The organism is Streptomyces bullii, from assembly GCF_042657145.1.
GTDB lineage: Bacteria > Actinomycetota > Actinomycetes > Streptomycetales > Streptomycetaceae > Streptomyces > Streptomyces bullii.
In genome coordinates, this window is record NZ_JBHSNY010000003.1 from 37,564 (window position 1) to 63,708 (window position 26,145).

The window sequence follows — 26,145 nt, forward strand, 5'->3', positions numbered from 1 at the left end:
AAGTCCCTGCGTCCCTGCAAAACCGCAGATCAGCGCCACTCCGGACCGCTGCGGGAGTCCCCGCAGGACTCCCGCCAGGTCCCTGCACTCCCTGCAAACCGCCAGCAACTGATTCGAGGTGACTCCATGCCCGAGGCTTTCACCCCTCGCCCGTACCAGGCCGAGGCGATCCAGGCCCTGATCGACGGCTGGGCCGGACCCCACAACCGGCTCGCTGTCGTCCTCCCGACCGGCGCCGGCAAGACGGTGGTGTTCTCCAACCTGGTCCACCAGATGCTTGACACCCTCGGCGGCCGCCGCGCCCTCGTCATCGCACACCGCGAGGAACTGCTGGAGCAGGCCGCCGCCAAGCTGCGCGCCGTCGACCCCTCGCTGCGCGTCGGCATCGTCAAGGCCGAGCGCGACGAGCACCACGACGTGGACGTGATCGTGGCCAGTGTCCAGACCCTGGCCGTACAGAAGCGCAGGGAGGCCATCCGCGACGTCGGCCTGGTGATCGTGGACGAGTGCCACCACGCCGCCGCCCGCACCTACATGGAGGTCCTCCAGCACTTCGGCGCCTGGGACGGCGTCCCTGTCGCCGGATTCACCGCCACCATGACGCGCACCGACGGCGGCCTGGCCGAGGTCTGGGAAGACGTTGTCTTCACCCTGGACATCCTCGACATGATCAGCGACGGCTACCTGTGCGACGTCCGCGGCAAGCGCATCACCGTCGACACCCTCGACCTCGACAAGGTGAAGACCCGGAACGGGGACCTGGTCGAGGGACAGCTGGGCCAGGCCCTGGAGGACTCCGGCGCCCTCGACGCCATCGCCAAGGCCTACGTCGACCACGCCACCGACCGCCCCGGCGTCGTCTTCACCCCGACCGTGGCGACCGCCCAGGCCGCCGCGGAGGCGATGCGCGCGGCCGGCATCTCGGCGGCCCCGGTGTGGGGCGACATGGGCCGCGACGACCGGCGGGCCACCCTCGCGCGGTACGAGGCCGGAGACGTTCAGGTGCTCACCAACTGCATGGTGCTCACCGAGGGATTCGACGCCCCGCACACCAGCTGCATCGTCGTCGCCCGCCCAACCAAGAGCCCGGGCCTGTACGTCCAGATGGTCGGCCGCGGCCTGCGCCCGGCGCCCGGGAAGTCGGACGCCCTGCTGCTCGACGTCATGGGCGCCTCGACCCGGCACAAGCTGGCCAGCATGGTCGACCTGACCGCGCGGGAGATCGGGCAGGCCGAGGAGGGCAAGTCCCTGCGCCAAGTCGCCGAGGAGGCCGTGGCCGCCGAGAAGCGCCGCGCGCTGGTCGCGCACATCGAGGCCGAGGAGTTCAACCTGTTCGGAGCCTCGGCGATCAGGTGGCTGCGTACCGAGGACGGCACCTGGTTCATCCGCCTGACGTCGGCCATGTTCCTGTTCCTGGTCCGCGACCCCGGCACCCGGCTGTACCGAATGCGCCGCTGGACCGAGGCGGACGGCGTACACCCGCCTAGGGACGACACGGCGCGTCCCCTGCCCGAGGCCCTGGCGTGGCTGGAGCAGCAGGCCAAGGTTCTTGCGCCCGGCGCGTTCGTCGCCCGCCAGGCCCGATGGCGCATGGGCCAACCGAGCCCGAAGCAGCTGGGCCTGTGCCGGCGCCTCGGTATCCAGGTGCCCCGCGGCAGCACGGCCGGCGACGTCGCCGACCTGATCGACCAGGACCGCGTGGGCCGCGTCCTGGGCCAGCTCATCCTTCCCGCCGCGTAGCGGTCCGGGCCTGTCGTTACCAGGCCCGGACCTCCCCCATCACATCACGGAGGCATCCATGAACCCGAACACCACCCACCGCGTCCTGCGCGAGGTCCTCGCCGAGCGCGCCCGCCAGGACGCCAAGTTCGGCGAACAGAACCACCACGACGGCACCGGCAACAAGGAGCAGCAGGCCGCCGCCGAGTCCGCCCGCCGCTGGTGCCAGGACGCGTTCGCCTCCGGCTACGGCACATGGTCCGACGTCCTCGCCGAGGAAGTCGCCGAGGCCAACGCGGAGCGCGACCCGGCCCGCCTCCGTGCCGAACTGGTGCAGGTCGCCGCCGTCGCCGTCGCCTGGGTCGAGGCCCTCGACCGGCGCCAGCTCGCGGCCCTCCGCGCGCAGCTGGGGCACGCGACCACTGAGGAGACCAGCAGCACCTACGAGCGGGGGGAGGGCCGGTGACTACCCGCCCGCGATGCCCCCGCGGCCACTTCCTAGCCGCCTCCGGCACCTGCCGCTGTGAACTTCCCCGCCCCCGCTGGACCGCCGACCTGTGGGGCCAGGGTCTCACCGCCCGCCAGCGCCACAGCATCACCACCATCCCCCTCACCGGGAGGTACCTGTGAACCGCTCCGCCCGGGCCCTGTGCTGGGCCTACCTGCTGGCCGACCTGCTCGCCGCCCGCTGCGCCATCAACGCCGCGCGCAACGGCGCACCCTGGTACGCCGCCGGCCTGTTCGCCGTCTCGCTGCTGCTGCTCGTCGCCCTGGCCCGTGAGTACGTCGCCGCCGACGAGCGCCGCGCGGCGGCTGTGCGTGCCGAGCGTGCCGCCCGCCTCCGCGCCCGCCAGGCCGAGGCCGCCCTGGACTGGGACAGCCTGTGCTGCCTGATCGGTTTCGAATCCCGCGGCGACCTCCACGACCCCGACCGCTGCACCAGGAAGGACCAGGCCGCGTGAAGCGCTACACCGCCGACACCATCACCGATGACGCCCTGGATCGGCTCTATGAGAACGCGAGCAGGGGCTGGCGCCGCGGCGACCGATGGAAGGCCCGCGCCAAGCAGGCCGAGGCCGCCCTGACCCAAGTTCTGGCCGTGGCCGAGGTCATCGAGGCGAACGGAATCAAGTGGGCGGCCGACTCGGTCCGCCGTGCGGCCCAGACGGAGGAGAGCAGCAAGCCGTGAACGGCTGCGGACTGTGCGAGCAGCAGCTGGAGCACGGCTACCTGTGCCCCGGCTGCGCTCGCGCCACGACCGAACGCCTCGACCGCATGCCCAAGTTGTGGTCCGCGCTCGCCGGTTTCCTCACCCCCGGCAGCGGCACCAGCCCCCAGTACGGCCGCACCCGGCTTGCGGAGGCCCCTCTTCCCGTCCGGGAGAACGTGCTCAGCCTCCGCGCGGCCGGCGGCATCGCCGGAGTCCTGGAGCGCTGGCGGGCCGCAATGCAGTACGACCGCGGCTGGAACCCTCCCGCAGTCCCTCCCGCAGTCGAACGCCGCGTGGCCGTCGCGGCCCGTGGCCTGTCGATGAACATGGACTGGATAGTCACCGAGTGGCCGCGCGCTGGCGAGTTCGCCCTGGAGATCCGCGACCTCGAACGCGACATCCTCACAATCGTCGACCCCGAGGACCCGGACGAGCGCAGGCGCAGGCGTGGCACGCAAATCGGCCACTGTGTGGCGGAGTTCGAGGACGGCGGAGTGTGCGGGGCGCCCCTCCGCGCCTACCCCGGCGAGGAGACGCTGACCTGCCAGTGGTGCCGCACGGCCTACGGGCCGGACGACTACCTGACGTTGTTGCACTTCCAGCCCGCCGAGTCCGCCTGACCCCCAGGCGCTCACTCCACTGGCTGGATTCCACCATCAGCGTTATTCAATAGCTTGAACAAAGCGTTCAGGGTATGGAATGCTCGGCGCAAGACGAAGGGCCAGGCAGCAGCTCGGGTGTTGGAGCACCCGGCGCGCGCACCGCCCGGCCCTTCACCGAGCATCCTGAGCAGACCAGGAGTCGGCATGACCGATCTTTCCGCGCGCCGTGGTGGCGCTGCAAGTTCCGACAAGCAAGAACGCGTTGCCGAGCTTCACCGGCTCGCCCGCGAGGACTACGCCAGCACCGCGCGGCTGCGCAACCAGAGCACCTGTGAGCCTCTGTACGGGTCCGCCGCCCTCACCGTGCGCGAACATCTGCGCCAGCCGCCAGCCGTGACGACCGCCGTGCGCGTCGCCCAGCAGATGCTCGCCATCTACGGCACCGTCGACAGCCGCGACATCTACGCCTACGCCCAGGCCCACGGTGGTCTCAGCGAGGCGCTGCGCATCCTGCTGCGCGCCCTCGGCGCCGAGCCGAACGCCCAGGCGCGGCCCGCTCCCGTCGAGACGACCGCTCCGGCCCCCCGCTGCCCGGCCGCGCACCCCGAGGACCCCACCCAGTGCGTCGGCCCGGTCGTCGTCACCGTCCTTGACGCGGACAACGCGGGCGCGGACGGCTGCGAACACCACGGCGCCCGCCTCCTCGCCTCCCTGGAAGGGGGCCGCGTCTACGCCCTGCCGGACGCCCCGGCCGGTGCGGCGATCCGCGTGTTCAAGGCCGCTGACACCACCCGCCCCTTCGCCTGGGTCGACGGCCCGCGCAGCCGCCCCGAGCACCTCAGCTACGCCGAGAACCGCCGCGGGGGTGAAGGCCAGTGACCGCCTACGACCCGCTGCACGACCCGGGCCAGATGCCCCCGACGACGGCCAGCCTCGACGTCGAGATCGCCGTCACCCGGCGGATCCTCGACGAGACCGCCGACCTGAACATCCACTCCGACGGCGACATGCGATCAGCGGCGTTCGCCCTGAACTGCCGCGTGCGTGGCTTGCTCGCCGCGATCGAGGCCGAGCGAGGTGAGGGCCGATGACCACCCGCGCCCTCACCCGGGGCCAGGCCGTCGTCCTCGGCGCGGCCGCTGCCGCCATGGTCGCCGTCGGCGGCTTCGGCGCCTGGGGCACCTACACCAACGCCGTCTCCGAGTTCCACCGGCAGGCCACCGCCGCCGGCGTCGTCGCCGCGGGCGAGGGCCTCACCCTCATCCTCGCGATGGTCATGCTCGGCAGGACCATGCTGGGGATGTCCTCCCCGGCCGTGGTTCGGGCCGGTATGTGGCTCGCCCCGGTCTCCGCCAGCTGCATCGGCGTGACCATCGCCAGCAACGCCCGTGAGGCCGCCGTGTACGCGGTCACGCCGCTGGCCATGTCCGGCGCAGCCGAGGGACTGGGGTTCATCGCCCGCAGCATCGTCGTGTACCGCACGGGCGTGGATGCCGAGGTGATGCGCCGCAACGCCGATGCTGCCCGGCAGCTCGCCTTCCAACGCGCCGTCGCCGACGGCCACCCCGGCAAATGGAAGCGCAAGATCGCCGTCCGCCGGTACTGGAGCCTGGCCAAGCACGTGGGCGTCGGCGACACCGAGCTCGGCGCCGGCCTGGTCGACGTCCAGCGCGTCCGCGTCCGCGACGGAGCTGATGCGGCCCTCGCCGACATGTACGGTGCAGCCGCCCCCGCCGCCGTCGGGCCGCCGACCGCGCGGCCCCGTCCGGCCACCGCCACCGAGGCTCTGCGCGAGCACTTCGCCGAGATGGACCCGGCCGATGCGATCCGGCTGGCACACGATGCGCGACCTGATGCGCCCCCGGCTGAACTCGCCGCGCTGCTCGGCGCCTACGGCGTGCCCGTCGACCCCGTCGCGGTCGCCCTGGTCCTCGGGCAACGGCCCCCGGAGTACGAGGTGCATCGACCTGATGCGCCCACGCATCAGCAGGTCAGCGAGCTGGAGCCGGTCAACCTCCAGGGCGCCGTCGAGGAAGCCGCATCAACTCTCGGTGCCGACGCATCACCCCGCGAGATCGCCGAGCACATCGCCCGGCACAGGCGGCTCCTCGTCGACGAGCCCTACGTGCGCACCGCCCTGTCGAGGGCCGCGAAGAAGACCCCGCCGGAGACCCCGGCCAAGCCGATGGAGGGCGGATACGCATGATGCGCCTCGTGTTCGGCGCGATCCTCGCGCTGCTCGTCCTCTACCCGGCGCTCGTCGCCATCGTCCTCGCCGCCCTGGCCGTCGCCGTGTCTCAGCCCGCGGTCCTCGCCTTCGCCGCCGGCGTCTGGGCGTGGCCGCGCATCACCACCCGCATCAGGGGGTGGGCGGCATGAGCGACGCCCTGGAGAAGGCCGAGGCCGCCGTCGCCAAGGCCGAGCACAACACCGACGTGCTCGCCGTCGCGATGGCCGCGCTGGAGCTCGCCAAGGCGGCCCAGACCCAGCAGCCCGCCCCGGCCGCGGCCTGCCAGCACCAGCACAAGCCCGGCCGCAGCACCGGCGAGTGGCTCGGCATCGGCTGCGCCGTGTGCGTCGGCGGCGTCGGTATCGCGTTCGCGTCCATCGCCATCGCGATCGGCGGTATCTCCGTCGCGATCCTCGCCCTCGTCCTGCGCGGCATGTGGGCCGACTACCAGAAGCGGAAGTGACCATGGCCGACGACATCACGTTCGCCGACTTCACCCTCGGCGAGAAGGCCCGTATCACCGCCCTGACCGCCCGCATGGCGAAGCGCGGGCTCGCCGACGACGGCAGCGGAAACGTCGACATCAGCGACCTGAAGCGCCGCGTCGAGCGCATCGAGAACGCGGCCAGGCGCCGCAAGCAGAAGAAGTAGCTACCCCCCGGGGACGGCCGTCAACTGCCGCGCTGCAGAGCCGTCCCCGGGCCTCCTAACCCCAGCAAGAGGCAGGAAGCCCCAGCATGACCGTCCACCTGATCAAAACGCCAGAGGACACCCCGCAGGACGCCGAAGACGCGCCCCATCCGAAGGCGTCCTCCACCCGTCCCGACCGCCGCCGAGCCCGCTTCCGCCGCATCGCCCGCGCCGCCCTCGCCGACGAACGTGTCCGCACCGCAGGACGCCTCACCGTCCGCCACAGCTCCTACGTCCTCGGCGGGACGCGCATCGCCGCCCGCCGCGTCTGGGACGGACGCACCGCGTCCCGCTACGAACGCATGATCCGCGCCGCTGAAGCCGCCGGCCTCATGGACGAGGTCAAGGAGTGGGAAGCCCGCGCCCAGGCCTACCGCACCGCCCGCCACCGGCGCCGCCTGGACATGCTGCAGATGATGGTCCAGGCCCCCAAGGCCCTCGGCCTCGCCACCGCGGGCGGCACCGGCGTCCTGCTGCTGCTCGGCGCCATGCTCGCCTGGGGCACCGGCAACGTCCGCGACGTCCTCACCCCCATCGAGGCCATCGTGGAACTGGTGCGGTGGGTGGCGATGCTCGCCGGGGTCGTCTGGGGGCCGTTCCTGTTCGCCGCGCCCTGGATCGGCCTCGCCGCCGTCTGGGCCGTCGGCCAGCAGCGACACACCGCACCCCAGTGGGCCCTGCCCGCCAGCGCCCGCGACCTCGGCGGACCCATCACCCCGTCCATCGTCGTCGTCGCCTTCCGCGACCTGGGCATCGCCGCCCTGCGCAAGGCCATCGACGCCATGGGCGACGCCGGCGCCGCCATGCTGTCCCCCATCAACCTCGCAGGCTGCGGCGTCGAGGTCGACGTCACCCTGCCCTCCGGCGTCTCCACCGAGGAGATCCAGGCCAAGCGCCGCAAGCTCGCCGAAAACCTCAACCGGCACGAACACGAAGTGTTCATCACCATCCCGCCGCAGCCCCGCACCGTCCGGCTGTGGATCGCCGACTCCGGCGCCCTCGACGAGCCCATCGGCCCCTCCCCGCTCGTCCTCGACCACGACATCCGAGCCGACTACAAGACCGGCCGCGCCCCCTGGGGCCAGTCCCTGCGCGGCGACGCCGTCTCCCTGAGCGTCTACCAGAGGCACCTGCTCATGACCGGCCTGTCCAACCAGGGCAAGACCGCATCCCTGCGCGCCATCGCCCTCTGGCTCGCCTTCGACACCAAGGTCGAGTTCTGGATCGGCGACCTCAAGGGCGTCGGCGACTGGGCCATGTTCGAGGGCATCGCCACCGTGCTCATCCAGGGCCCCACCGACGAACACGCCTGCGCCGTCACCGAGATGGTCGAAGCCGCCGTCACCGAGATGGAGCGCCGCCTTCAGGACCCGCCCGGCACCGTCCACCACCCGCTCGTCGTCATCGTCGACGAGGCCCAGGTCGCCTTCATGAACCCCCTGAAGGGCGACGACGGCCGGCCCTACGGCGGGAAGAAGGCCACCAGCCGCTACTTCATGGCCTGCCGCCGCCTCCACAACCAGGGCCGCGCCGTCTCCGTCACCCTGTGGCAGGGCACCCAGGACCCCACCGACGAGAACCTGCCCAAGCTGGTCCGCGAGGGCGCCCACATCCGCGCGTCCCTCGTCGTCGGCACCGAGTCCCAGGCGAAGATGGCGCTCGGCGACAAGGCCGTCAACGCCGGCGCCGCACCCCACCTGCTGCGCCAGGGCCTCGACAAGGGCACTCTCGTCGTCGCCGGCGACGGCATCGACATCCCCGCGGGCGAGCCCGCCATCACGGTGCGCACCCACTTCATCGACACCGACCCCGCCAAGGAGATCGCCGACCGCGCACGCCAGCTCCGCGACGGCGTCGCCACCGTCCACCAGCTGGAGGTCGCCCAGCCCGTCGACCACCTCACAGACCTGGCGGCCGTCGTCGGCTCCGAGAAGCGCGTGAAGACGGGCGAGGTGCTGCACCGACTCAAGACCCGCAACCACGCCGCCTACGAACACTGGGACGGCAAACGGCTGCGCGCCCTGCTCGTCGAGCACGGCGAGGACACCGGCCTGTACGACGGCTACCCCGTGGTGAAGCTGGAGAGCGTCCAAAGGGCCCTCGAACGGCACGCGGAGGAACTCGCAGAGGCTCAGTGACCCGGCAGTGGGCAGTGACCTTCCACTTCCAAGGTCACTGCCCCGCCCCACTGGCGTTGATCAGCGCAAACGGCGATCTAGTGAGGCAGTGAGTCTGCCTGTCAGGGTCAGTCTGACCCCCCGCAAACGGCCTCACTCGCAGCCTCCGCCGGCACACTCACTGCCGCATCATGGAGACATGGAGCAGCAGAACCTACGCCCCGGCTACCTCACCGCGCACCAGACCGCGCGCCTGCTCGGCGTCGAGCTGGACACCGTCCGGCAGCTGGTCCGGCGCGGCCGGCTGAAGCGGTCCGGTGGCAGTCCTCGGCAGCCCTGGTACGCCGTGGAAGACGTCCAGGCCCTTGACGTCGAGCGCCGCAGCCTGGCCGCTGCTTGACCGCAGGTCAGCGGCGTGTCACGATCTCGGCGTACAACTGTGCCCACTTGAGGCACCGCAGACACCCAAGGCCCCGCCCACCAGCGGGGCCTTCTGCATGCCCCCAGGGCCTCAGGCCCCCACCAGGCCACCCCTTGGACACCCCCGGGGAGGTACCCCCGTGCCCACCCGGCCCCCCACCCGATGCGCCCACCCAGGATGCCGAGCCCTCGTCCCCCGTGGCCGATGCGACCAGCATCAGCGCGTCCCATGGGCAGGCAGGGACGACAAGGCAGCGCGCTACGGCATCAGCTCGGGCAGATGGCGCACGCTGAAGCGACGCGTCACCATCCGTGACAACGGATGCTGCTACCGATGCGGCATCGAGCAGCCCGACCGCGCCGACGATCCCGACGGCGAGCAGCAACACGAGCTGGACCACATCATCCCGATCAGCGAGGGCGGAGCAGCCGAGGACCTCGACAACCTCGGCCTCATCTGCATCGACTGCCACCTCGCCAAGTCCAAGGCCGAGGCCGCGCGCGCCAACAGAGCACGACGCAGGCCTCGCTGACCCACGGAGGCTGACCCCATGGCCATCACCGACCCGCGCGACTCGCCGCACTGCTGGTCGCGCGCCGAGATAGACACCCCTGACGGCATCATCCGAGAGGTCGCCTGCGGCCGAGGACGCCACCGGTGGGGGAAGCACCGCAACAGGCACGTCCAATGGGCCTGTCCGCCGCGCTGCGGCTGCGTCCGGCACGCCCGCGAGCGAGCAGCCCAGCCCAGTCCCTCCCCGGGGGAAAGGGAGTCTGGATTTCCAGCTTGATTTTCTGGGGGCCCGGCGCCGTCAGTGCGGCGCACGCACGCTCAGAATTGTGAAATCGCCATAGCCGCCCGTCACTTCGCGTGACGGGCGTTCGTGCAGGTGACGGGAGGTGACCCCATGGCCCGCACCGCCGCACCCGCTGCCCTGAAGCTGCTCACCGGCCGCGCCGAGGGCCGCGACTCCGGAGGCCGCAAGGTCAACCCAGGGCCGGCGTTCCGCCGCATCCCGCCCAAGCCCCCTACGTGGCTATCGCGCGAGGCCTCCGCCGAGTGGCGGCGGGTCGTCCCCGGCCTGTCCCGCCTGGACCTGCTGAAGGAGGAGGACCGGGCGATGCTCGCCGCCTACTGCGAGACGTGGGCCGTGTTCGTCACCGCGACCCGCGACGTCACCCTGACCGGCCTGACCATCGTGCAGACCACCACCCGGCCGGACGGGTCAGTCTCCGAGCGGACCGTGCCCAACCCGTCGGTGGCCATCGCCCGCAACGCCGGGCGGGAGCTGCGCGGGTTCGCCGCCCAGTTCGGCCTGAGCCCGTCCACCGAGCAGGCCCTGAGCAGGGGGGCCGACGATGGCAACGAGGACGACAACCCGTTCGCGTAAGCGGGCGGACGCCGACGCCGGCGACGTCACCCCTTCCGCGTTCCTCGACGACGCCGAGCTCGAACGGCTGAAGCTGAGCCCCGAGGTCGCCTGGTACCTCACCTCGCGCGGAATCCCGCTGCCCGACTGCCCGCCGCTCATCAAGACCCCCGAGCCGCGGGACGTCGCCGGCGCCCGGTTCGACCCCGAGCGCGTCGACAAGGTCATCAAGTCCTTCAGCCTGCTGCGCCACACCCAGGGCCAGTGGGCCGGACAGCCCCTGAAGCCCGACCCTTGGCAGGTCGCCTGGATCATCGCCCCGGTCTTCGGGTGGGTGCGCTGGGACGACGACGCCGACATGTACGTCCGGATCATCACGGACCTCTACGTCGACGTCCCCCGCAAGAACGGCAAGTCCACCCTGTCCGGCGGCCTGGCCATCTACCTGACGTGCGCGGACGGCGAGCCCGGTGCCCAGGTCATCGCCGCGGCGACGACCAAGCAGCAGGCCGGGTACGTCTTCACGCCGATCAAGCAGCTCGCCGAGCGGGCCCCGGCGCTCAAGGGACACGTCAAGCCCTACAAGGGCAAGATCGTCCACCCCAAGACGAACTCGTACTTCGAGGTCATCTCGAGCGTCGCCGACGCCCAGCACGGCGCGAACCTGCACGGCGCGGTGATCGACGAGCTGCACGTGCACAAGGACCCCGAGATGGTCGAGGTCATCGAGACCGGTACCGGCTCGCGCCGGCAGCCGCTCATCGTCATCATCACCACGGCGGACAGCGGCAAGCCGGAGACGATCTACAACCGCAAGCGGACCCGCATCGAGCAGCTGGCGCGGGGCGTCCTCGAGGACCCGTCCGTGTACGGCGTGGTGTGGGCAGTCCCCAAGGACGCGGACCCGTTCGTCGAGGCGACGTGGCGGGCGGCCAACCCCGGGTTCGGTATCTCGCCGACCCGCTCCTACCTCGAGCGCAAGGCCCGCGAGGCGCAGCAGTCGCCGGCGGATCTGGCGAAGTTCCAGCGACTGCACCTGGGCATTCGCACCAAGCAGGTCACCAAGTTCCTGACCCTGGAGGCCTGGCGCGCGAACCAGGCCCTGGTCGACGAGGTGAAGCTGCGCGGCCGCGAGGCGTACGGCGGCCTGGACCTCGCCTCAGTGTCCGACCTGAACGCGCTGGCGTGGCTGTTCCCGGACGACGAGGACGGCAGCCTGGACCTACTGCTGCGGTTCTGGACGCCGGAGGACAACCTGCCGGCCCTGGACAAGCGGACCGCTGGCGCGGCCTCCCGGTGGGCTGCCGAGGGCTGGCTGACGACCACGTCGGGCAACGTCACCGACTACGACGCCATCGGCCGTGTCGTGCGCCGGGACCTGGACCAGTTCGACGTGAAGTCGCTCGGGTTCGACCGGTGGGGATCGACATCGCTGACCAACGACCTCGAGGGCGAGCGGGCGCCGATGGTCGGCGTCGGCCAGGGCTACAAGACCATGAGCCCGGCACTGAAGGCCGTCAAGCGGGTGCTGCTGCTCGGCGAGCGGCAGGTGCGCCAGGGCCGCCGGCCGATGCTGCGCCACGGGGGCAACCCGGTCATGACGTGGATGGTCGACAACCTCGCCATCCAGATGGACGCCTCGGGGAACGTCAAGCCCGACAAGGCCAACAGCGCCGACAAGATCGACGGGGTGTCCGCGCTGTGTGACGCGATGTCCGAGGTCCTCGCCCGCCCGCCCAAGCGCCGTTCCGCCTACGAGGACGGCGAGTTCGAAGCGATCTGAGAGAGGGGGCGGACGGATGCGCTGGTGGCCGCGCCGCAGCAAGACTCGTGCCTCCGGGCAGGTCATCGACCAGGACGGGGTGCCCGTCCTCGCCAAGGCCGCCGAGCAGTTCAGCGACCTCAGCCAGCTCGGCGGCTACCTCGCCGCGAACGGCATCCGCGTCGTCGACCCCGGGGTCCCGCTGTCGCAGTACGCCGACACCGCGGCGGCCGCGCGCGTGTGGGAGACCCAGCCGTCGGTGCGGAAGGTCGTCGACTACATCGCCCGGCAGCTGTGCACGATCCCCTGGCACGTCTACGAGCGGGTCTCCGACACCGACCGGCGCCGGGTCACCGACCACCCGCTGGCGCAGCTGCTCGCCGAGCCCGCACCGATGCGGTCCCCGGCCCGGCTGTGGCACGCCACGCTGGTGGACTGGCTGATCTACGACCGGTGGTGCCAGCAGGTCCTGCCCAGCGCCGACACCTCCAGCGGCTATGAGCTGCGCAGGAAGCCCGCCCGGCGGTTCCACATCCTGGCCGACGACGACGACCAGGCCGACGCCCTCTACCTGATGTCATCCATGGGCCCGGCCGAGGTGGTCACCCTGCCCGCGCCCTACCTGTACGACCACGGCTACGCCACGATCGGCGCGGACGGCACGTCGCCGATGATGACGCTGCGGCAGATCCTCGCCGAGCAGGCCGAAGCGGTCGAGTGGCGGCGCTCGGTGTGGAAGAACGGGGCCCGGGTTCCGACCGTCATCGAGCGGCCAGCGGAAGCGCCCCCCTGGTCGAAGACGGCGAAGGACCGGTTCCTGGCCGCGTTCAACGCCTTCATGGGCCGCGGCCACCAGGCCGGTGGAACGCCGCTCCTTGAGGACGGCATGAAGCTGGTCACGGTGAATGCGTTCAACCCGAAGGAGACGCAGGACATCGAGGGCCGCAAGCTCACCGACGCCGAAGTGGCGAGCGCCTACCACATCGCCCCCGAGCTGGTCGGCGCCCGCGAGGGGACGTTCTCCAACATCGACGCCTTCCGGCAGATGCTGTTCACCATCTCGCTCGGCCCCTACGTCACGCAGTGGCAGGACGTCCTGAACAGCATGCTGGTGCCGATGCTCGCCCCCGGCTCCAACCTCTACGTAGAGGCGAACCTGGAGGCCAAGCTGCGCGGCTCCTTCACCGAGCAGGCCGCGCTGCTGCAGACCGCCGTCGGCGCCCCGTACATGCTGCGCTCGGAGGCGCGCGCGGTGCAGAACCTGCCGCACGTGGATGGCACCGACGAGCTGGTGACACCGCTGAACGTCACGATCGGCGGCCTCGCCTCGCCCAGGGACACCGCCCCGGAGGCCCTCCCAAAAGGGCAGGGCCGCCCCGCGTGAAGGCCGGGCGGCCCGAGGACCTGGGCACGTTCGAGGCAGAGCGGGACGCCTACGCCGCGGCGCTCACCGACTGGGCGCAGCGCCAGGCCGACGCCCTGCTGGAGCGGGCGGATGTGAAGGCGGACGGGCCGCCGGACTTCTACGACCTGTGGGCCGCGCAGTCCCCGGAGCGGCAGGCGCAGCTGGCCGCGCTCATGCAGGGCTACGGGTTCCGCCTGGCGCAGATCGGTGCCTGGTCCGTGCTCGGCCTGTGGAACCCGGAGGCCGACGGCTGGGACCCGGCGGTGATGGAGGCCTGGCTGGCCAAGGCCGCCGCCTCGCACGCCGCCGAGTACGAGCAGGCCGCCTACACCGCGGCGACCACAGCCGTCCGTGAAGAGGGCGACTGGCGGGACAACCTGAAGGCCGGGCTGGCGTCGTGGGTGGTCGCCGCCGGGATGCGCGCGGTCACGGCCGCCACGGAGGCCCGCAGCTTCGGCAGCCACGACGCGGCCGGCGCCTCCGGGCTGACGCACAAGATCTGGCGCACGGGCGGGAAGAACCCGCGCGCCTCGCACGTGCGCCTGAACGGCGACGCGGTGGAGCTGGGCGGGGTGTTCGCCAACGGGCTGCGCTGGCCGGGCGATGCGAACGGCGACGCCGACGAGACCGCGAACTGCAACTGCCGTCTGGACTACACACGAGAGGGGGGCTGAGACGTGCCCCGCACCAAGGAAGCGTCCGCCAGGATCAAGGCCGTGGGCCCCGCCGACGGCCTGGCCGAGGGCGAGTTCATCGCGATCGTCTCCGTCTTCGGCAACGAAGACTCCGTCGGCGACGTCGTCGAGTACGGGGCGTTTGGCCAGGTCCTGGCGGAGTGGAAGGCCTCCGGTGACCCGATCCCGGTCGTGTGGTCGCACAGGTGGAGCGACCCCTTCTCGCACATCGGTGTCGTGGTCGAGTCCGAGGAAGTCCCGGAAGGGCTGAAGGTCCGCGGGCGCATCGAGGACCTGGACACCAACCCGACGGCCCGGCACGTGCACCAGCTGCTGAAGGGCCGCCGGATCAAGCAGTTCAGCTTCGCCTACGACGTCGGCGAGGGCGGCTGGGTCGAGACCGACGACCTGGCCGCGCACCCGTGGGGCGAGTACTACGAGATCAAGCGGGTGAGCAAGCTCTACGAGGTGGGGCCGTGCCTGGTCGGCGCGAACCAGCAGACGGAGCTGATCGCCGCCAAGGCCGCCGACCTGGCCCACGGCGTGAAGGCCGGGCGGGTGCTGTCGCAGGCCAACTACGACCGGCTGGCCTCGGCGCACGCCGCCATCGGCGAGGTCCTCGCCGCGGCCGAGCCTCAGAAGACTTCCCGGCCCCCCGCCGCCAAGGCCGCGGGCCGGACCAACCCCGAGCAGGAGACCGGCCAGCAGCCGGCCGAGACGCCCGCCGCCGCCCGCCAGGCGCCCGCGAAGGTATCCGGCCTGTCGCCCGCCCAGGTAGCCGCATGGGTCACCGCACGAGAGATGACCATGAGGAGGACAGGATGACGCTGCGAGAGCGGCTCAAGGCGCTGCTGGACGAGGCTGCGGCCATCGCTGCAAAGGCGCAGGAAGAGAACCGGGACTTCACCGAGGACGAGGTGACCCGGATCAACGACCTGAAGAAGGAAGCCGACGAGGTCGAGGCCAAGGTGAAGGCCGCCGACGAGGCGCAGGCCGCGGCCGCCGCCATGGCGGGCAAGGCCGCCGCTAACACCCCGAAGTCTCCGGCCGGCCAGGTGCAGGTGAAGGACCGCCAGGAGGACGCCGATGCGCACACCTTCGGCGACCGGTTCGTGAAGTCCGGCCTGTACGGGGAGTTTCGCAAGCAGCACCCCTCCGGCCTCGGCGAGGGGTCCGCGGTCGACATCGGCCGGGTGCGGGTCGGCTCGCTGAAGGAGTGGATGGCCCAGCGCAAGGCGACCGCCGCGCCGCTGCAGGTCGCGCTCGGGCACGTCCAGCCGGTCCGGATGCCGATGGTCGACCAGGTCGACCGCGACAACCTGACCATCCTGGACCTGATCAGCCGTGGCGAGTCGGACGGCCCGTTCGAGTACCTCCAGGTGACCGGTGTCACCCGGAACGCGGCGGTGGTCCAGGACGAGATCCTGCCCACCGACCCGGACACCGCGCTGAAGCCGACGTCCACGATCCAGACCGAGCTGGCGGACGCCAAGCCGTACACCTACGCGGACGGCTACGACGTCACCAACGCGCTGCTGTCCAACGCGCCGGCGCTGGCGACGTACATGAACAACGAGCTGGAGTACAGCCTCGACTGGGTCATCGAGGACAAGCTCCTCAACGGCACCGGCACCTCGGGGCAGCCGAAGGGCATCCTGAACACCACCGGCGTGCAGGAGCTGACCTACACCCCGGGCACCGACGCCATGGCGCAGGTCAAGGCCATCCGCCAGGCCATCACCCGCATCACCACGCTGCCCGGCGGCAACGTCACCGCGTGCCTGATGTCCCCCGAGGACGACGAGGCCTGGGACCTGCTGCAGGACGCCAATGACCGGTTCTTCGGCCAGGGGCCTTTCGGGCAGGGACCGAACACCTCGTGGGGCCGGGCGCGGGCGCTGTCGCAGCGTCTCAGCCCGGGCACGGTGATCCTGGGCGACTGGCGGCAGGTCGCCCTGCTCGACGTCGAGGGCCTGTCCATCCTGGCGTTCAACCAGCACAAGGACTACGCGCAGCGGAACCTGGTGTATGTGCGGGCCGAGCTGCGGGCCATGCAGGTCATCTGGAAGCCGAACCGGCTGATCGTCGTCAAGCCGGCCGTGACCCCGTAAGGAGGCAGCGCGCATGCCCGAACACAAGATGATCACTATCGACGGTATCCGTGTGCGTGCGGAGGACGAGGCCCGCTACCGCGCGCGCACGGCCCCGGCCGCGGGCGGGCAGGCGGCCCCGCTCACGCAGGCGCAGGCGGACCCGCGCACGCAGGACCGTCAGGACGGGGGCGACGGGTTCGACCCGGCGGAGCACACCGTGTTGCAGGTCATCGCGTACCTGGCGGAGGCCGACGAGCAGGAGACGGCCCGCGTCCTGGACGCCGAGGCCGCAGGGGAGAAGCGCAAGGGGCTGCTGGAGCGGCGGGAGGAATTCCTGGCCGAGGCCCAGCAGCGCGCGGCGGGCGGCAGCGGTGGCGGGGCCTGAGCCGTACCTCGCGGAGCCGGCGGACCTGGCCGCGCTGCTGAAGAAGCCGGCGGACGATCCGCAGCTGCTGGCCGCGCTGCGGGCCGCGACCCGCCGGTTTCGCGGCCAGGTCCGCCACCCCGTCTCCCTGGTCACCGACGACACCACGTTCCTGGACGGGACCGGCAAGGCGGTGCTGCAACTGCCCGCCGCACCGGTCCTGGCCGTGCACGCGGTCGAGGTCGACGGTGTGCCGCTGACCGGGGTGAAGGTGCGGCGGCAGGCCGGGCTGCTGCTGCACCCGGACGGCTGCTGGCCGGAGTGGTCGGAGGTCACCGTCAACTGGGACCACGGGCTTGACCCGGTCCCGGAGGACGTGGCCGAGGTCGTCGTCGACCAGGCCCGCGTCATCTACCGCACCGACCCGGCCATTCAGCAGGTGACCACCGGCACCGAGTCCGTGTCGTTCGCGGCCACCGCGGCGGTCGGCATCACCGAGCAGTGGCGCGCGGCGGTCGAGGCCTACCGCCTGAACCGAGGGGACGACGCCTGATGGTGCTGGACAACCCTCTGCGCCGGGACACCGTGACCGTCATCGACCGGGTCAAGACCGGCGAGGACGACTACGGAGCCGACCAGTACGAGGACGTCGAGCGGGACGTGCCGGACTGCAACATGCAGCCGGTCAGCTCCACCGAGGTCGTCGACGGCAAAGACCAGGTCGTCACCCGATGGCGGCTGGCCGGGCCGCCCGGCATGGGCCTGACCGCCCAGTCCCGGGTCCGATACCGGGGCGTGCTGTACGAGGTCGACGGCGAGCCGGGAGAGCTCGGCTCGTTCGGCGGACTGCTCGACCACACCGAGGTGTTTTTGAAGGTGGTGAGCGGATGAGCGGTATCGAGTTCGAGTTCGACCCGTCGTGCCTGCCGGAGATCATGCGCTCCGAGCAGGTGCGCGGCGCCCTGCGCGAGCGGGCCGAGGAGATCGTGCCCCGGGCCCGGGCCCTGGCCCGGGCGGAGATCAGCGAGGACTTCGCCGACTCCATCACCGTCTCCGAGGAGATCCGGCCCCGCGGCCGGCCCACCGCCGCGGTGGTAGCCGACCGGCCCGACGCTGAGGCCCACGAGTACGGCGACACCGGCACCGAGCGGCGCCGCATCCTCGGCCGGGCCGCCTACACCCGGGAGGGCTGATGTGGCCGGTGATGGAAGTGGCCGTCCTCAAGGGCCTGCGCCCGCTGCTGTCCGGGGTACGCGTGGCGGCCGAGGTCCCGCCGAAGGTCGAGACTCTGCTGCCGGTGTTCGTGGTGCACATCGCCGGCGGCGGGGACGACCGCATCTCCGACACCGTCATCGTCGACACTGAGGCGTTCGGTGCCGACCGGGCCGCCATGTGGGAGATCGCCGAGCGGGGCCGGGCCGCGGTCCACGCCCTGGCGGCCACGATGGCGGGCGGTGTGGTCATCGACACCGTCGACACCGACCAGCGGCCCGTCGAGGTGCCCTACGGCAACCCTGCCGTGCGACGGGCAATCGCCACCTACCGGCTCACCACCCGCGCCAGGACCGGGCCCTGACGCGTAGCAACCATCCACGCCCCCGCCGCTGGTGGGGGCTTCGTCATGGAAGGGGGCCGCGATGCCGGCCGCTGACTTCACCGCGATGGCGGAGCTCCGCCAGTCGCTCATCCGCAAGGCACTCAGGTACGCGATCTTCGCGGCCGACACGACGGCCTCGGCCGTGACCGCGCCGTTCGACGCCGGGGGCGTCCTGCAGACCCTGCCCGCCGGGTACCTGCCGGTCGGCTACACCACCACCGACGGCGTCACGTTCTCCGGTGACCTGTCCAACTCCGATGTGGAGTCCGGCCAGTCGTCCTCCCCGACCCGCTCCGACGTGGAGACCGACACGGCGACCGCGGCCTGGGTGCCGCAGGAGACCAACGCCGCGGCGGTCGCCCTGTACGAGAACCTGCCGCTCAGCGGGGCTGGTGCGCTGCCGGACCTCGGCACCGCGACGTGGACCTGGTCCCGTCCGAAGACGCCGCCGACCCGTTACCGGCGCCTGGTGTTCATCGCCGAGGACCTGAACAAGGAGACCGGCAACGCCATCTACATCGTCAGGCACTTCCCCAGCGCGCTGCGCACGGGTCGTGAGGACGAGCAGTGGACCCGCACGGCCGAAATCAGCCGCGGCGTGACGTACCAGGCGTACATCGACGACGACCTTGGCACCGACTCCCAGACGTGGATCGACGGCCCCGGCTGGCGTGACTTCGCCCCGCCGGTGACGCCGTGACGTCCTCCCGCAAACCGGCTCGGCGGCGGCGGCCTGGGGTGAGCCCTGCCGCCGCCGAGCCTCCAACGGTTCACCCCGAGGCCCCCCAGAAGCGAGAGAAGACCATGAGCAAGCCCAACCGCAAGCGCTACAAGCTGTCCGAGGTCAAGGCGCAGTTCACCGAGGCCCTCGGCGGCGACCAGGTCGAGTTCGAGCTGGACAACGGGGAGGTCCTGACCTTCCCCCACCCGCTGTTCGCGGACGACGAGTGGACTACCAAGGTCGACGAGGCCGAGACCAACCGGGAGAAGGCCCACGCCATCCTCGGTGACGAGCAGTACGACAAGTACGTGGCCGCCGGCCACGCCGACGCGGAGATCGGGCTGCTGTTCCTGGCCGTGCAGCAGGACATGCGTGACCAGGTGAAGAAGCGCCCTACACGGTCCTAGACGTCCTCGGGCAGTATCCCGAGGCCGTCGAGGCGGACCTCAACCACCACTACGCGCCGCGTCGCCCGATCCGGGAGTACTGGCGCGGTGAGATCACCCTGCGCGAACTGCGCGTGCTGGTGGAAGGCCTCCCGCCCAACGGCGCCCTTGCTCGCCGGGCGGCCGGCCACCACTGGCAGCACAGCGACTTCATGCTGGCCGACCTGGTCGACGCCATGGCTCGGCTGATCACCGATTTCCGTAACGCCAACCGCGCGGAGAAGACCGCCCCCGCGCCGTACCCCGAGCCGGTGTGGCGGCCGGAGTCGGCGAAGGCGAAGAAGAAGCGCCAGAAGAAGGCCCGCCGCGAGGCCGCCGAGGCCCGGTCCGGCTACCTGCGGATCGTCGCCCAGGTGACCCCCCAGTACGCAGAGAAGGGGTGATCGTATGCCCCGCGCTGGTGCTGTGTGGGTCGATGTCCTGCCGAACATGTCGGGCTTCGGGCGGCAGTTGTCCCGGGAGATCGGGGAGCCTGTCGCCCAGGCCTCCCGGGCTGCTGGCGAGGCCGGCGGCGAGGAGATGGTGGGCGGCTTCCGCGAGAAGGTGAAGGCGGGCGGCGCCGCGGTCGGTATCGCGCTGGGCGCCGCCATCGCCGCCTCCACCGTCAAGCAGCTGGAGAAGGAGAAGACCGGCGACCGGCTGGCCGCCCAGCTCGGCGTGTCCGGCAAGCAGGCGGAGAAGGCCGGGAAGGTCGCCGGCAACCTCTACTCCAAGGCCGTCGTCGACTCGTTCGAGGACGGCGCCGAGACGGTACGGCAGGTCATGGGGTCGGGCCTGATCGACCCCAAGGCCAGCACCAAGTCCATCGAGGCCATCACCACCAAGGTCAGCGACCTGGCGACAACGTTCGACCAGGACCTGGCGATGACCTCGGCGGCGGCCGCCCAGATGATCCGCACCGGGCTGGCCAAGGACGGCACGCAGGCCCTGGACCTGCTGACCAGGGGGTTCCAGACCTCGGCGAACAAGGCCGACGACCTCGCCGAGACCGTGAACGAATACGGCACCCAGTGGCGCAAGATGGGCCTGGACGGTGCTACTGGCATCGGCCTGCTGAACCAGGCGATCCAGGGCGGCGCCCGGGACGCGGACATCGCCGCGGACGCCATCAAAGAGTTCAGCATCAGGGCCATCGACGGCTCGGACACGACCAAGGACGGTTTCAAGGCCCTGGGCCTGGAGGCCAGCGACATGGCCGCCAAGTTCGGCAAGGGCGGATCGGTGGCCACCGCCGCGCTGGACCTCACCCTGGACCGGCTGCGGGCCATCGAGGACCCCGTCAAGCGCGAGGCCGCGGCCGTCGCCCTGTTCGGAACCCAGGCAGAAGACCTCGGTGACGCCCTCTACAAGATGGACGTGTCCACGGCCGCCGACAGCCTGGGCAAGGTGGGCGGGGCGGCCAAGCAGGTCGGCGACACCATCCGCGACAACACCACCACGCGCATCGACGTCCTCAAGCGCCAGCTGACAGGCGCGTTCGGCACGGCCGTCAACGCGGTCGTGCTGCCCACCATCAACGGGCTGATCACCGGCGTGCGGTCGCTGGACGACGTCCTGGAGGCGACCGGCGCCTGGTTCTCCAAGTGGGGCGCCTGGCTGATCCCGCTGGGCGTCATCATCGGCGGCCTGACCATCGCCCTGAGCGCCAACGCCATCGCCACCGGCATCGCCATGGGCGTGATGGGCGCCTACTCCCTGGCCGTGCGCGGCGTCGTGCTCATCACCCAGGGGTGGGCCGTCGTCCAGGGCCTGCTCAACTCCGTGATGGCGCTCAACCCGTTCGTCCTGGTCGCCATCGCCGTCGTCGCCCTCGGCGCGGCCATGGTCGTCGCCTGGAAGAAGTCGGAGACCTTCCGCAACATCGTCATGGGCGTCTGGGCGGCGATCCAGACCGGGGCGATGTGGCTGTGGACCAACGGCATCAAGCCTATGGTCGACGGCTTCATGGCAGGCCTGCGCTGGGTGGGCGACGCCGCGTCGTGGCTGTGGAACACGGTGCTGAAGCCGGTGTTCTCCGCCATCGACACCGGCGCGCGGATCCTGGCCACCATCCTGACCATCGTCGTGTTCGGCCCGATCTACCTGGCTGTGAAGCTGCTGGGGGCCGTCTTCGGCTGGCTCTGGACGGCAGCCATCAAGCCCGTGTTCGGATGGATCTCTGCCGGGGCCGGGCTGCTCTGGTCCGGCGTGACGCTGATCTTCGGCTACTTCATGGCTGGCCTGCGCACGGTCGGCGGCTGGTTCCGCTGGCTCTGGACGAATGCGGCCAAGCCCGTGTTCGGCTGGGTCGCCGCCGGAGCCAAGCTGCTGTGGGCCGGAGTGACCATCATCTTCGGCTACTTCATGACCGGGCTGAAGACGGTGGGCGGCTGGTTCAAATGGCTGTGGACCAACGGCGTCAAGCCCGCGTTCAACGGCGTGAAGTCGGTCATCTCGACTGTCTGGGAGACCGGCATCCGGCCCGTGTTCGAAAAGATCAAGGCCGCCACCGGCAAGGTCTCCGACGCTTTCGAGACGGCCCGCAAGGGCATCAAACTGGCCTGGGACAAGGTCAAGGGCATCGCCAAGACCCCGGTGAAGTTCATCATCGACACCGTCTACAACGGCGGCATCGTCAAGGTGTGGAACAAGGTCGCGGACGTCTTCGGCGCCCCGACCCTGGACCCCATCAAGGGCTTCGCCCGCGGCGGCCTGCTGCCCGGACAGTCCTCGTACCGGCAGGGCGACGACCAGCTGGTGCCGATGCGCAAGGGCGAGGGCGTCTACGTCTCCGAGGCCATGCGCGACCCGTATGAGCGGGCCCGGCTGTTCGCGGTGAACAAGGCCGCCATGCGCGGCCAGTCCCTGCGCCCGTACCAGGGCGGGGGGTTCGCCGAGGGCGGCATCTTCGGATGGGTGAAGAGTGCGGCGTCCAGGACGGTGGACCTGGCCAAGACTGGCGTCGACTGGCTGAAGGACGGCGTGAAGGCATCCGCCGAGGCGGGCCTGAACAGCGTCGTGGAGCCGCTGCTGGACAAGATCGCCGGTTCGGCGTCGGTCTACCGCGACATGATCAGCGGCATTCCGCGCCGCATGATCAAGTCGATTCTGGGCTACTCCGGCGAGGCCGATAAGAAGCTTCAGGCCGCCGGCATCGGCGGCAAGGGCTTCAAGTCGGCCCTGTCCTGGGCGCGCACGCAGCACGGCAAGCCCTACCAGTGGGGCGGCAACGGTGATCCCTCGTGGGACTGCTCGGGTTTCCTGTCCGCCATCGAGTCCGTCATCCGGGGCCAGAAGCCGCATCGCCGCTGGGCCACGATGGCGTTCTCCGGTGCGACGGCCCCGCCCGGCTGGGTGCTCAACAAGCGCAGCCCGTACATGATCGGCATCACGAACGCGGGTGTGGGCCACACGGCCGGCACCCTCAACGGCGTCAACGTCGAGAGCAGGGGCGGCGATGGCGTGGTAGTCGGCGCCGGCGCTCGCTCGTACCGCGACTCGCTGTTCACCCACCGGTACGGCTTCGCGGCCAAGGGCTACGCCGACGGCGGCAAGCCGCGCCCGGGCGAGATCGCCTGGGTGGGCGAGGCCGGCCCCGAACTGGTGCGCTTCCGTGGCGGGGAGGAGGTCTACAACACCCGCGAGTCCATGCGGATGTGGGAGGGCCTCGGCGCCCGCGGCTTCGCCAAGGGAACCGCCGCATCGAGGGCCAAGGCCCGCAAGGACATCCCCGGCGACCTGACCAACTTCACCAAGTCCCTGACCGGCTCCGCGGCGGACATCTCCAAGGCCACCAAGGAACTGGTGAAGGACCTGAAGGCCGCAGGCGTCGGCGGCAAAACCCTGGCGATCTCCGTCGCCAAGGCGTCCGCCAAGCTGCAGGCCCTGGCCAAGCAGCGCGACGTGATCGCCGACCGGATCGCCGCTGCCAAGTCGGCGGCCGCCGACCAGAGGAAGACCGCCCAGGACTTCCTCGGGCTGTCCAACCTGTCGGGGGCCACCAGCATCAGCGACGTCCTCGGCGGCATGATGGAACGCCAGGCCACCGTGTCCTCGTTCCAGTCGACCATCGCCGCCCTGTCCAAGAAGGGCCTGTCCCAGGACCTGATCAGCCAGCTGGTCGCCATGGGTCCGGACAGCGAACTGGCGGGCGTCCTCGCTGGAGCGAACGCCTCGCAGATCCAGCAGCTGAACGCCATGGCGCAGAACGGCGTGAAGCTGTCGTCCAGCTACGGCAACACGATGGCCGACGCCATGTACGACGCCGGGAAGATGGCCAGCAAGGGCTTCCTGACCGGCCTGATGGCCGACCAGAAGGCCATCCAGAAGGCCATGGCGAAGATCGGCGCCGACGCGGTGAAGGCGATCCGTTCCAAGAAGGGTCTCGACGCCCGCAGCCCCAGCCGCAAGGGCGAGCAGGCAGGCGCCGACCTCGGGGCGGGCCTGGTCGCAGGAATGGCCGCCGCTGGGCCTGCCGTCGAGTCCGCGGCCGCGCGGATGGGCGCGGCCGCCGTGCCCGCCGGCGTCGTGCCGGTGACCTCCGGGGCGTCCGCGCAGACCGCACCCGGCGGCCTGAACGGACAGCGCCTCTACATCGTCCTGGACGACGGCACGCAGCTGAGCGGCTACGTCTCCGACCGGGTCGATGACGCCCTGACCGATGTGCGCCGCGCCAAGCGGTCCGGCAAGAAGTAGGAGGCCCCGCATGCCGATGATCGTAGACCCGTCGGCGCCGCAGATCAGCCCGCCCACCACCATCACCAGCCCCGACGGCTGGCTGACTGCGGTCGTGGACGCACAGTGGGCGGGCGTCTACCTGGCCGTCGACTACCTGGGCGGCGCCGCGCCGCTGGCGGGTGCCGCCCAGGTCATGAAGGTGGCCATCACCCGGCAGGACCCCGGCGCGGCCGCGCCCGTCGGGGTCCGCTCCGGGGACCTGGCCTGGGCCGTGGAAGGCGTCGGCCAGGCCTACGACCACGAGGCCCCCCTGGGCGTGGCCGTCGCCTACATGGCGCGGCCGCAGTACGCGGACGGCACCTGGGGGCCGCAGTCCGCGCTGGGCCTGGTCGTGCCCGCGCCCGCGCCGGCGGAGACCAAGGACCTGTGGTTGAAGTCGGTGGAGACCCCGGGCCTGTCCATGCGCGTGATGTACGGCCCGGACCAGGGGAGCACCAGCACGGCCCGGCAGGAGTCCACGGCCCTGACCGGCACCCCGTACACGGCCGTCGCCTACGACACCGCCTCCGCCCCCGCGGAGACCGTGTCGGTGGACGTCCTCGCCGAGGACATCGAGCGCTTCCGCCAGCTGATCCGCTCCGGGGTGCTGCTGGCACAGGTCCGGCCCGGCTACCAGAAGCCGGACCGGTTCTTCGTTCCCGGCGACGTCTCGGAGAAGCCCACCGGCAAGCTGGGATCGACGGGCGGCTACACCGTCACCTTCGACATCGTGCCCATCGAGCGGCCCCACACCACCAGCCAGCCGATGCGCGCACCGGCCTGGTCCTACGACGCCCTCGCCGCAGCGTTCGGCACCTACGACGCCGTCGCCGCCTCGTACCCCAGCTACGCGGCCCTGGCCACGAACGGCGCGGTGACCTGACGTGCTGCCCATCTCCGCGGCCGCGCTGGCGGCCCTGGGGCAGGCCACCGCCCGCCCGGTACGCGCGGAATGGTCGAACGACGGCGGCGTGACGTGGACGCCCGTGCCGTTCGGCTCCGGCCAGGTAACGCCGGACCGTACCGCGGAGGTCCGCTACGCGGCCGCCGTGGAGCTGCTCAGCGCACCGCGCGGCCGCCACGGCATCAACTCGGTCTCCACCGAGATCCGCCTGTTCCAGGGCATCAAGGTCCCCAGGCTGGACGTCGAATGGATCCCGGCCGGCCGCTACACCATCGACCGGCTGCGCCGTACCCGGCTCGGCGTCAGCCTCGACCTGCTCGGCCGCGAGGACATCGTGCGCGGCGCCGACCTGCCGACCGCCCGCACCATTGGCCCGGACACCGCCCAGGCCTGCGCCGAGCAGCTGCTGGCCGAGGCCCTGCCCGGCTCCCCGGTCGCCTGGCACTCCGGGGTGAAGGCCGACACCCAGATGCCCGCGTTCGTGGTCGACGAGGACCGGTGGGCGGCCGTCTCCGGCGGCACCGACTCCTCCGGCACCTCCACCGGCATCGCCGACTCCCTCGGCGCGGAGGTCTACTGCGACGCCCGGGGCATCCCCACCTTCGCCCCGGTGCCCACCCTGGACGATCCGGTGGTGTGGGAGATCCCCCGGCACCTGGTCACTGCCGAGCCCTCCGAGGAGGAGACCAGCGAGGGGCTGAGAAACCTGTGGGCCGTCACCGGCGACTCCGGCAGTGGCGGCAAGGTCATCGGCCCCGTCTTCCGGTGGGACGACAACCCCGACTCCCTGACCTACGCAGGGCCCAACCCCGTCGAGGACCCGCTGGCACCACAGCGTCTGGGACTGCCCCAGGTGCGCGTGCGCACGGGCCGCTACAGCTCCGCCCTGATCACCAGCCTGGACCAGGCGAACGACGTGGCGGCCGCACAGCTGGCCAACTCCCTCGGCGTCCAGGCCTCGCTGTCCTTCACCGCGGTCTGCAACCCGGCCATCGAGCCGGGCGACGTCGTCCTGGCCGAGGTCGCCGAGGGCGTATGGGAGCGGCACCTGATCGACTCCAACCCCTACACCCTGGGCGGCGTGTCGATGACCTGCCAGACCCGCACCAGCACAAGGAGGCTGTGA

The 26,145-nt window shown here is 71.3% G+C and carries 31 protein-coding genes; all 31 read left to right on the forward strand.

Annotated elements, in window-relative coordinates; all coding sequences use genetic code 11:
• The first annotated feature begins 126 nt into the window (after positions 1 to 126).
• On the forward strand, positions 127 to 1,740 hold the full coding sequence (locus tag ACFPZJ_RS08015; protein ID WP_381019071.1) for a DEAD/DEAH box helicase: 1,614 nt from the start codon (positions 127 to 129) through the stop codon (positions 1,738 to 1,740).
• 58 nt (positions 1,741 to 1,798) lie between these two features.
• Positions 1,799 to 2,185 (forward strand): hypothetical protein, encoded by a 387-nt coding sequence (locus tag ACFPZJ_RS08020; protein WP_381019073.1) that lies wholly within the window; start codon positions 1,799 to 1,801, stop codon positions 2,183 to 2,185.
• Between the two features lie 160 nt (positions 2,186 to 2,345).
• Positions 2,346 to 2,681 (forward strand): hypothetical protein, encoded by a 336-nt coding sequence (locus ACFPZJ_RS08025; RefSeq protein ID WP_381019074.1) that lies wholly within the window; start codon positions 2,346 to 2,348, stop codon positions 2,679 to 2,681.
• On the forward strand, positions 2,678 to 2,908 hold the full coding sequence (locus ACFPZJ_RS08030; protein WP_381019076.1) for a hypothetical protein: 231 nt from the start codon (positions 2,678 to 2,680) through the stop codon (positions 2,906 to 2,908). Before ACFPZJ_RS08025 ends, ACFPZJ_RS08030 begins: the two co-directional genes overlap by 4 nt.
• Complete coding sequence (locus ACFPZJ_RS08035) at positions 2,905 to 3,549, forward strand: hypothetical protein (protein WP_381019078.1); 645 nt, start codon at positions 2,905 to 2,907, stop codon at positions 3,547 to 3,549. The genes ACFPZJ_RS08030 and ACFPZJ_RS08035 overlap by 4 nt, the downstream gene beginning before the upstream one ends.
• A 186-nt stretch (positions 3,550 to 3,735) precedes the next feature.
• Positions 3,736 to 4,410, forward strand: coding sequence for a hypothetical protein (locus ACFPZJ_RS08040; RefSeq protein ID WP_381019080.1), 675 nt, complete (start codon positions 3,736 to 3,738; stop codon positions 4,408 to 4,410).
• Positions 4,407 to 4,622 (forward strand): hypothetical protein, encoded by a 216-nt coding sequence (locus tag ACFPZJ_RS08045; RefSeq protein WP_381019082.1) that lies wholly within the window; start codon positions 4,407 to 4,409, stop codon positions 4,620 to 4,622. Before ACFPZJ_RS08040 ends, ACFPZJ_RS08045 begins: the two co-directional genes overlap by 4 nt.
• Positions 4,619 to 5,737 carry a hypothetical protein gene (locus ACFPZJ_RS08050; RefSeq protein WP_381019084.1) on the forward strand — a complete coding sequence of 373 codons (1,119 nt, stop codon included), beginning with the start codon at positions 4,619 to 4,621 and terminating at the stop codon, positions 5,735 to 5,737. Before ACFPZJ_RS08045 ends, ACFPZJ_RS08050 begins: the two co-directional genes overlap by 4 nt.
• Positions 5,734 to 5,910 carry a hypothetical protein gene (locus ACFPZJ_RS08055; protein ID WP_381019086.1) on the forward strand — a complete coding sequence of 59 codons (177 nt, stop codon included), beginning with the start codon at positions 5,734 to 5,736 and terminating at the stop codon, positions 5,908 to 5,910. Before ACFPZJ_RS08050 ends, ACFPZJ_RS08055 begins: the two co-directional genes overlap by 4 nt.
• Positions 5,907 to 6,224, forward strand: coding sequence for a hypothetical protein (locus tag ACFPZJ_RS08060; protein WP_381019087.1), 318 nt, complete (start codon positions 5,907 to 5,909; stop codon positions 6,222 to 6,224). Before ACFPZJ_RS08055 ends, ACFPZJ_RS08060 begins: the two co-directional genes overlap by 4 nt.
• A gap of 2 nt (positions 6,225 to 6,226) precedes the next feature.
• A complete protein-coding gene (locus ACFPZJ_RS08065) occupies positions 6,227 to 6,412 on the forward strand; it encodes a DUF6257 family protein (protein ID WP_381019089.1) in 186 nt (61 codons plus the stop codon).
• 86 nt (positions 6,413 to 6,498) lie between these two features.
• Complete coding sequence (locus ACFPZJ_RS08070) at positions 6,499 to 8,589, forward strand: ATP-binding protein (protein ID WP_381019091.1); 2,091 nt, start codon at positions 6,499 to 6,501, stop codon at positions 8,587 to 8,589.
• A 178-nt stretch (positions 8,590 to 8,767) separates the two neighbouring features.
• Complete coding sequence (locus tag ACFPZJ_RS08075) at positions 8,768 to 8,968, forward strand: helix-turn-helix domain-containing protein (protein ID WP_381019092.1); 201 nt, start codon at positions 8,768 to 8,770, stop codon at positions 8,966 to 8,968.
• Positions 8,969 to 9,128: 160 nt separating this feature from the next.
• A complete protein-coding gene (locus tag ACFPZJ_RS08080) occupies positions 9,129 to 9,521 on the forward strand; it encodes an HNH endonuclease (RefSeq protein ID WP_381019094.1) in 393 nt (130 codons plus the stop codon).
• A gap of 375 nt (positions 9,522 to 9,896) precedes the next feature.
• A complete protein-coding gene (locus ACFPZJ_RS08085) occupies positions 9,897 to 10,379 on the forward strand; it encodes a phage terminase small subunit P27 family (RefSeq protein WP_381019096.1) in 483 nt (160 codons plus the stop codon).
• Positions 10,348 to 12,141, forward strand: coding sequence for a terminase large subunit (locus ACFPZJ_RS08090; protein ID WP_381019098.1), 1,794 nt, complete (start codon positions 10,348 to 10,350; stop codon positions 12,139 to 12,141). Before ACFPZJ_RS08085 ends, ACFPZJ_RS08090 begins: the two co-directional genes overlap by 32 nt.
• 16 nt (positions 12,142 to 12,157) lie before the next feature.
• Positions 12,158 to 13,504 (forward strand): phage portal protein, encoded by a 1,347-nt coding sequence (locus ACFPZJ_RS08095; RefSeq protein WP_381019100.1) that lies wholly within the window; start codon positions 12,158 to 12,160, stop codon positions 13,502 to 13,504.
• Positions 13,501 to 14,199 carry a hypothetical protein gene (locus ACFPZJ_RS08100; RefSeq protein WP_381019102.1) on the forward strand — a complete coding sequence of 233 codons (699 nt, stop codon included), beginning with the start codon at positions 13,501 to 13,503 and terminating at the stop codon, positions 14,197 to 14,199. Before ACFPZJ_RS08095 ends, ACFPZJ_RS08100 begins: the two co-directional genes overlap by 4 nt.
• Positions 14,200 to 14,202: 3 nt before the next feature.
• Positions 14,203 to 15,024 carry an HK97 family phage prohead protease gene (locus ACFPZJ_RS08105; RefSeq protein ID WP_381019104.1) on the forward strand — a complete coding sequence of 274 codons (822 nt, stop codon included), beginning with the start codon at positions 14,203 to 14,205 and terminating at the stop codon, positions 15,022 to 15,024.
• Positions 15,021 to 16,310 carry a phage major capsid protein gene (locus tag ACFPZJ_RS08110; protein ID WP_381019106.1) on the forward strand — a complete coding sequence of 430 codons (1,290 nt, stop codon included), beginning with the start codon at positions 15,021 to 15,023 and terminating at the stop codon, positions 16,308 to 16,310. The genes ACFPZJ_RS08105 and ACFPZJ_RS08110 overlap by 4 nt, the downstream gene beginning before the upstream one ends.
• 13 nt (positions 16,311 to 16,323) lie before the next feature.
• Positions 16,324 to 16,677 (forward strand): hypothetical protein, encoded by a 354-nt coding sequence (locus ACFPZJ_RS08115; RefSeq protein WP_381019107.1) that lies wholly within the window; start codon positions 16,324 to 16,326, stop codon positions 16,675 to 16,677.
• Entirely contained in the window at positions 16,664 to 17,209 is a 546-nt protein-coding gene (locus tag ACFPZJ_RS08120; protein ID WP_381019109.1) for a mobile element protein, read from the forward strand. Before ACFPZJ_RS08115 ends, ACFPZJ_RS08120 begins: the two co-directional genes overlap by 14 nt.
• Positions 17,209 to 17,547, forward strand: coding sequence for a hypothetical protein (locus ACFPZJ_RS08125; RefSeq protein WP_381019110.1), 339 nt, complete (start codon positions 17,209 to 17,211; stop codon positions 17,545 to 17,547). The genes ACFPZJ_RS08120 and ACFPZJ_RS08125 overlap by 1 nt, the downstream gene beginning before the upstream one ends.
• Entirely contained in the window at positions 17,544 to 17,849 is a 306-nt protein-coding gene (locus ACFPZJ_RS08130; protein ID WP_381019112.1) for a hypothetical protein, read from the forward strand. Before ACFPZJ_RS08125 ends, ACFPZJ_RS08130 begins: the two co-directional genes overlap by 4 nt.
• A complete protein-coding gene (locus tag ACFPZJ_RS08135; protein WP_461095915.1) occupies positions 17,849 to 18,232 on the forward strand; it encodes a hypothetical protein in 384 nt (127 codons plus the stop codon). The genes ACFPZJ_RS08130 and ACFPZJ_RS08135 overlap by 1 nt, the downstream gene beginning before the upstream one ends.
• A 61-nt stretch (positions 18,233 to 18,293) precedes the next feature.
• Positions 18,294 to 18,953: a phage tail tube protein gene (locus tag ACFPZJ_RS08140; protein WP_381019116.1), complete on the forward strand. Its 660-nt coding sequence runs from the start codon at positions 18,294 to 18,296 to the stop codon at positions 18,951 to 18,953.
• A gap of 104 nt (positions 18,954 to 19,057) precedes the next feature.
• A complete protein-coding gene (locus tag ACFPZJ_RS08145; RefSeq protein ID WP_381019117.1) occupies positions 19,058 to 19,381 on the forward strand; it encodes a hypothetical protein in 324 nt (107 codons plus the stop codon).
• A 113-nt stretch (positions 19,382 to 19,494) separates the two neighbouring features.
• A complete protein-coding gene (locus ACFPZJ_RS08150; protein ID WP_381019118.1) occupies positions 19,495 to 19,803 on the forward strand; it encodes a hypothetical protein in 309 nt (102 codons plus the stop codon).
• Positions 19,804 to 19,807: 4 nt separating this feature from the next.
• Positions 19,808 to 24,094: a phage tail tape measure protein gene (locus ACFPZJ_RS08155; RefSeq protein WP_381019120.1), complete on the forward strand. Its 4,287-nt coding sequence runs from the start codon at positions 19,808 to 19,810 to the stop codon at positions 24,092 to 24,094.
• Between the two features lie 10 nt (positions 24,095 to 24,104).
• The gene (locus ACFPZJ_RS08160) at positions 24,105 to 24,998 is read left to right on the forward strand and encodes a hypothetical protein (RefSeq protein ID WP_381019122.1); all 894 of its coding nucleotides are present in this window, start codon (positions 24,105 to 24,107) and stop codon (positions 24,996 to 24,998) included.
• A 1-nt stretch (position 24,999) separates the two neighbouring features.
• Entirely contained in the window at positions 25,000 to 26,145 is a 1,146-nt protein-coding gene (locus ACFPZJ_RS08165) for a phage tail protein (protein WP_381019124.1), read from the forward strand.

Excerpts from the sequence above, each read along its gene's own strand:
- ACFPZJ_RS08015 (WP_381019071.1), top strand. The coding sequence starts at position 127 with ATGCCCGAGGCTTTCACCCCTCGCCCGTACCAGGCCGAGGCGATCCAG.
- ACFPZJ_RS08020 (WP_381019073.1), top strand. The coding sequence starts at position 1,799 with ATGAACCCGAACACCACCCACCGCGTCCTGCGCGAGGTCCTCGCCGAG.
- ACFPZJ_RS08040 (WP_381019080.1), top strand. The coding sequence starts at position 3,736 with ATGACCGATCTTTCCGCGCGCCGTGGTGGCGCTGCAAGTTCCGACAAG.
- ACFPZJ_RS08050 (WP_381019084.1), top strand. The coding sequence starts at position 4,619 with ATGACCACCCGCGCCCTCACCCGGGGCCAGGCCGTCGTCCTCGGCGCG.
- ACFPZJ_RS08055 (WP_381019086.1), top strand. The coding sequence starts at position 5,734 with ATGATGCGCCTCGTGTTCGGCGCGATCCTCGCGCTGCTCGTCCTCTAC.
- ACFPZJ_RS08060 (WP_381019087.1), top strand. The coding sequence starts at position 5,907 with ATGAGCGACGCCCTGGAGAAGGCCGAGGCCGCCGTCGCCAAGGCCGAG.
- ACFPZJ_RS08065 (WP_381019089.1), top strand. The coding sequence starts at position 6,227 with ATGGCCGACGACATCACGTTCGCCGACTTCACCCTCGGCGAGAAGGCC.
- ACFPZJ_RS08070 (WP_381019091.1), top strand. The coding sequence starts at position 6,499 with ATGACCGTCCACCTGATCAAAACGCCAGAGGACACCCCGCAGGACGCC.
- ACFPZJ_RS08075 (WP_381019092.1), top strand. The coding sequence starts at position 8,768 with ATGGAGCAGCAGAACCTACGCCCCGGCTACCTCACCGCGCACCAGACC.
- ACFPZJ_RS08085 (WP_381019096.1), top strand. The coding sequence starts at position 9,897 with ATGGCCCGCACCGCCGCACCCGCTGCCCTGAAGCTGCTCACCGGCCGC.
- ACFPZJ_RS08090 (WP_381019098.1), top strand. The coding sequence starts at position 10,348 with ATGGCAACGAGGACGACAACCCGTTCGCGTAAGCGGGCGGACGCCGAC.
- ACFPZJ_RS08095 (WP_381019100.1), top strand. The coding sequence starts at position 12,158 with ATGCGCTGGTGGCCGCGCCGCAGCAAGACTCGTGCCTCCGGGCAGGTC.
- ACFPZJ_RS08110 (WP_381019106.1), top strand. The coding sequence starts at position 15,021 with ATGACGCTGCGAGAGCGGCTCAAGGCGCTGCTGGACGAGGCTGCGGCC.
- ACFPZJ_RS08115 (WP_381019107.1), top strand. The coding sequence starts at position 16,324 with ATGCCCGAACACAAGATGATCACTATCGACGGTATCCGTGTGCGTGCG.
- ACFPZJ_RS08125 (WP_381019110.1), top strand. The coding sequence starts at position 17,209 with ATGGTGCTGGACAACCCTCTGCGCCGGGACACCGTGACCGTCATCGAC.
- ACFPZJ_RS08130 (WP_381019112.1), top strand. The coding sequence starts at position 17,544 with ATGAGCGGTATCGAGTTCGAGTTCGACCCGTCGTGCCTGCCGGAGATC.
- ACFPZJ_RS08135 (WP_461095915.1), top strand. The coding sequence starts at position 17,849 with ATGTGGCCGGTGATGGAAGTGGCCGTCCTCAAGGGCCTGCGCCCGCTG.
- ACFPZJ_RS08140 (WP_381019116.1), top strand. The coding sequence starts at position 18,294 with ATGCCGGCCGCTGACTTCACCGCGATGGCGGAGCTCCGCCAGTCGCTC.
- ACFPZJ_RS08145 (WP_381019117.1), top strand. The coding sequence starts at position 19,058 with ATGAGCAAGCCCAACCGCAAGCGCTACAAGCTGTCCGAGGTCAAGGCG.
- ACFPZJ_RS08155 (WP_381019120.1), top strand. The coding sequence starts at position 19,808 with ATGCCCCGCGCTGGTGCTGTGTGGGTCGATGTCCTGCCGAACATGTCG.
- ACFPZJ_RS08160 (WP_381019122.1), top strand. The coding sequence starts at position 24,105 with ATGCCGATGATCGTAGACCCGTCGGCGCCGCAGATCAGCCCGCCCACC.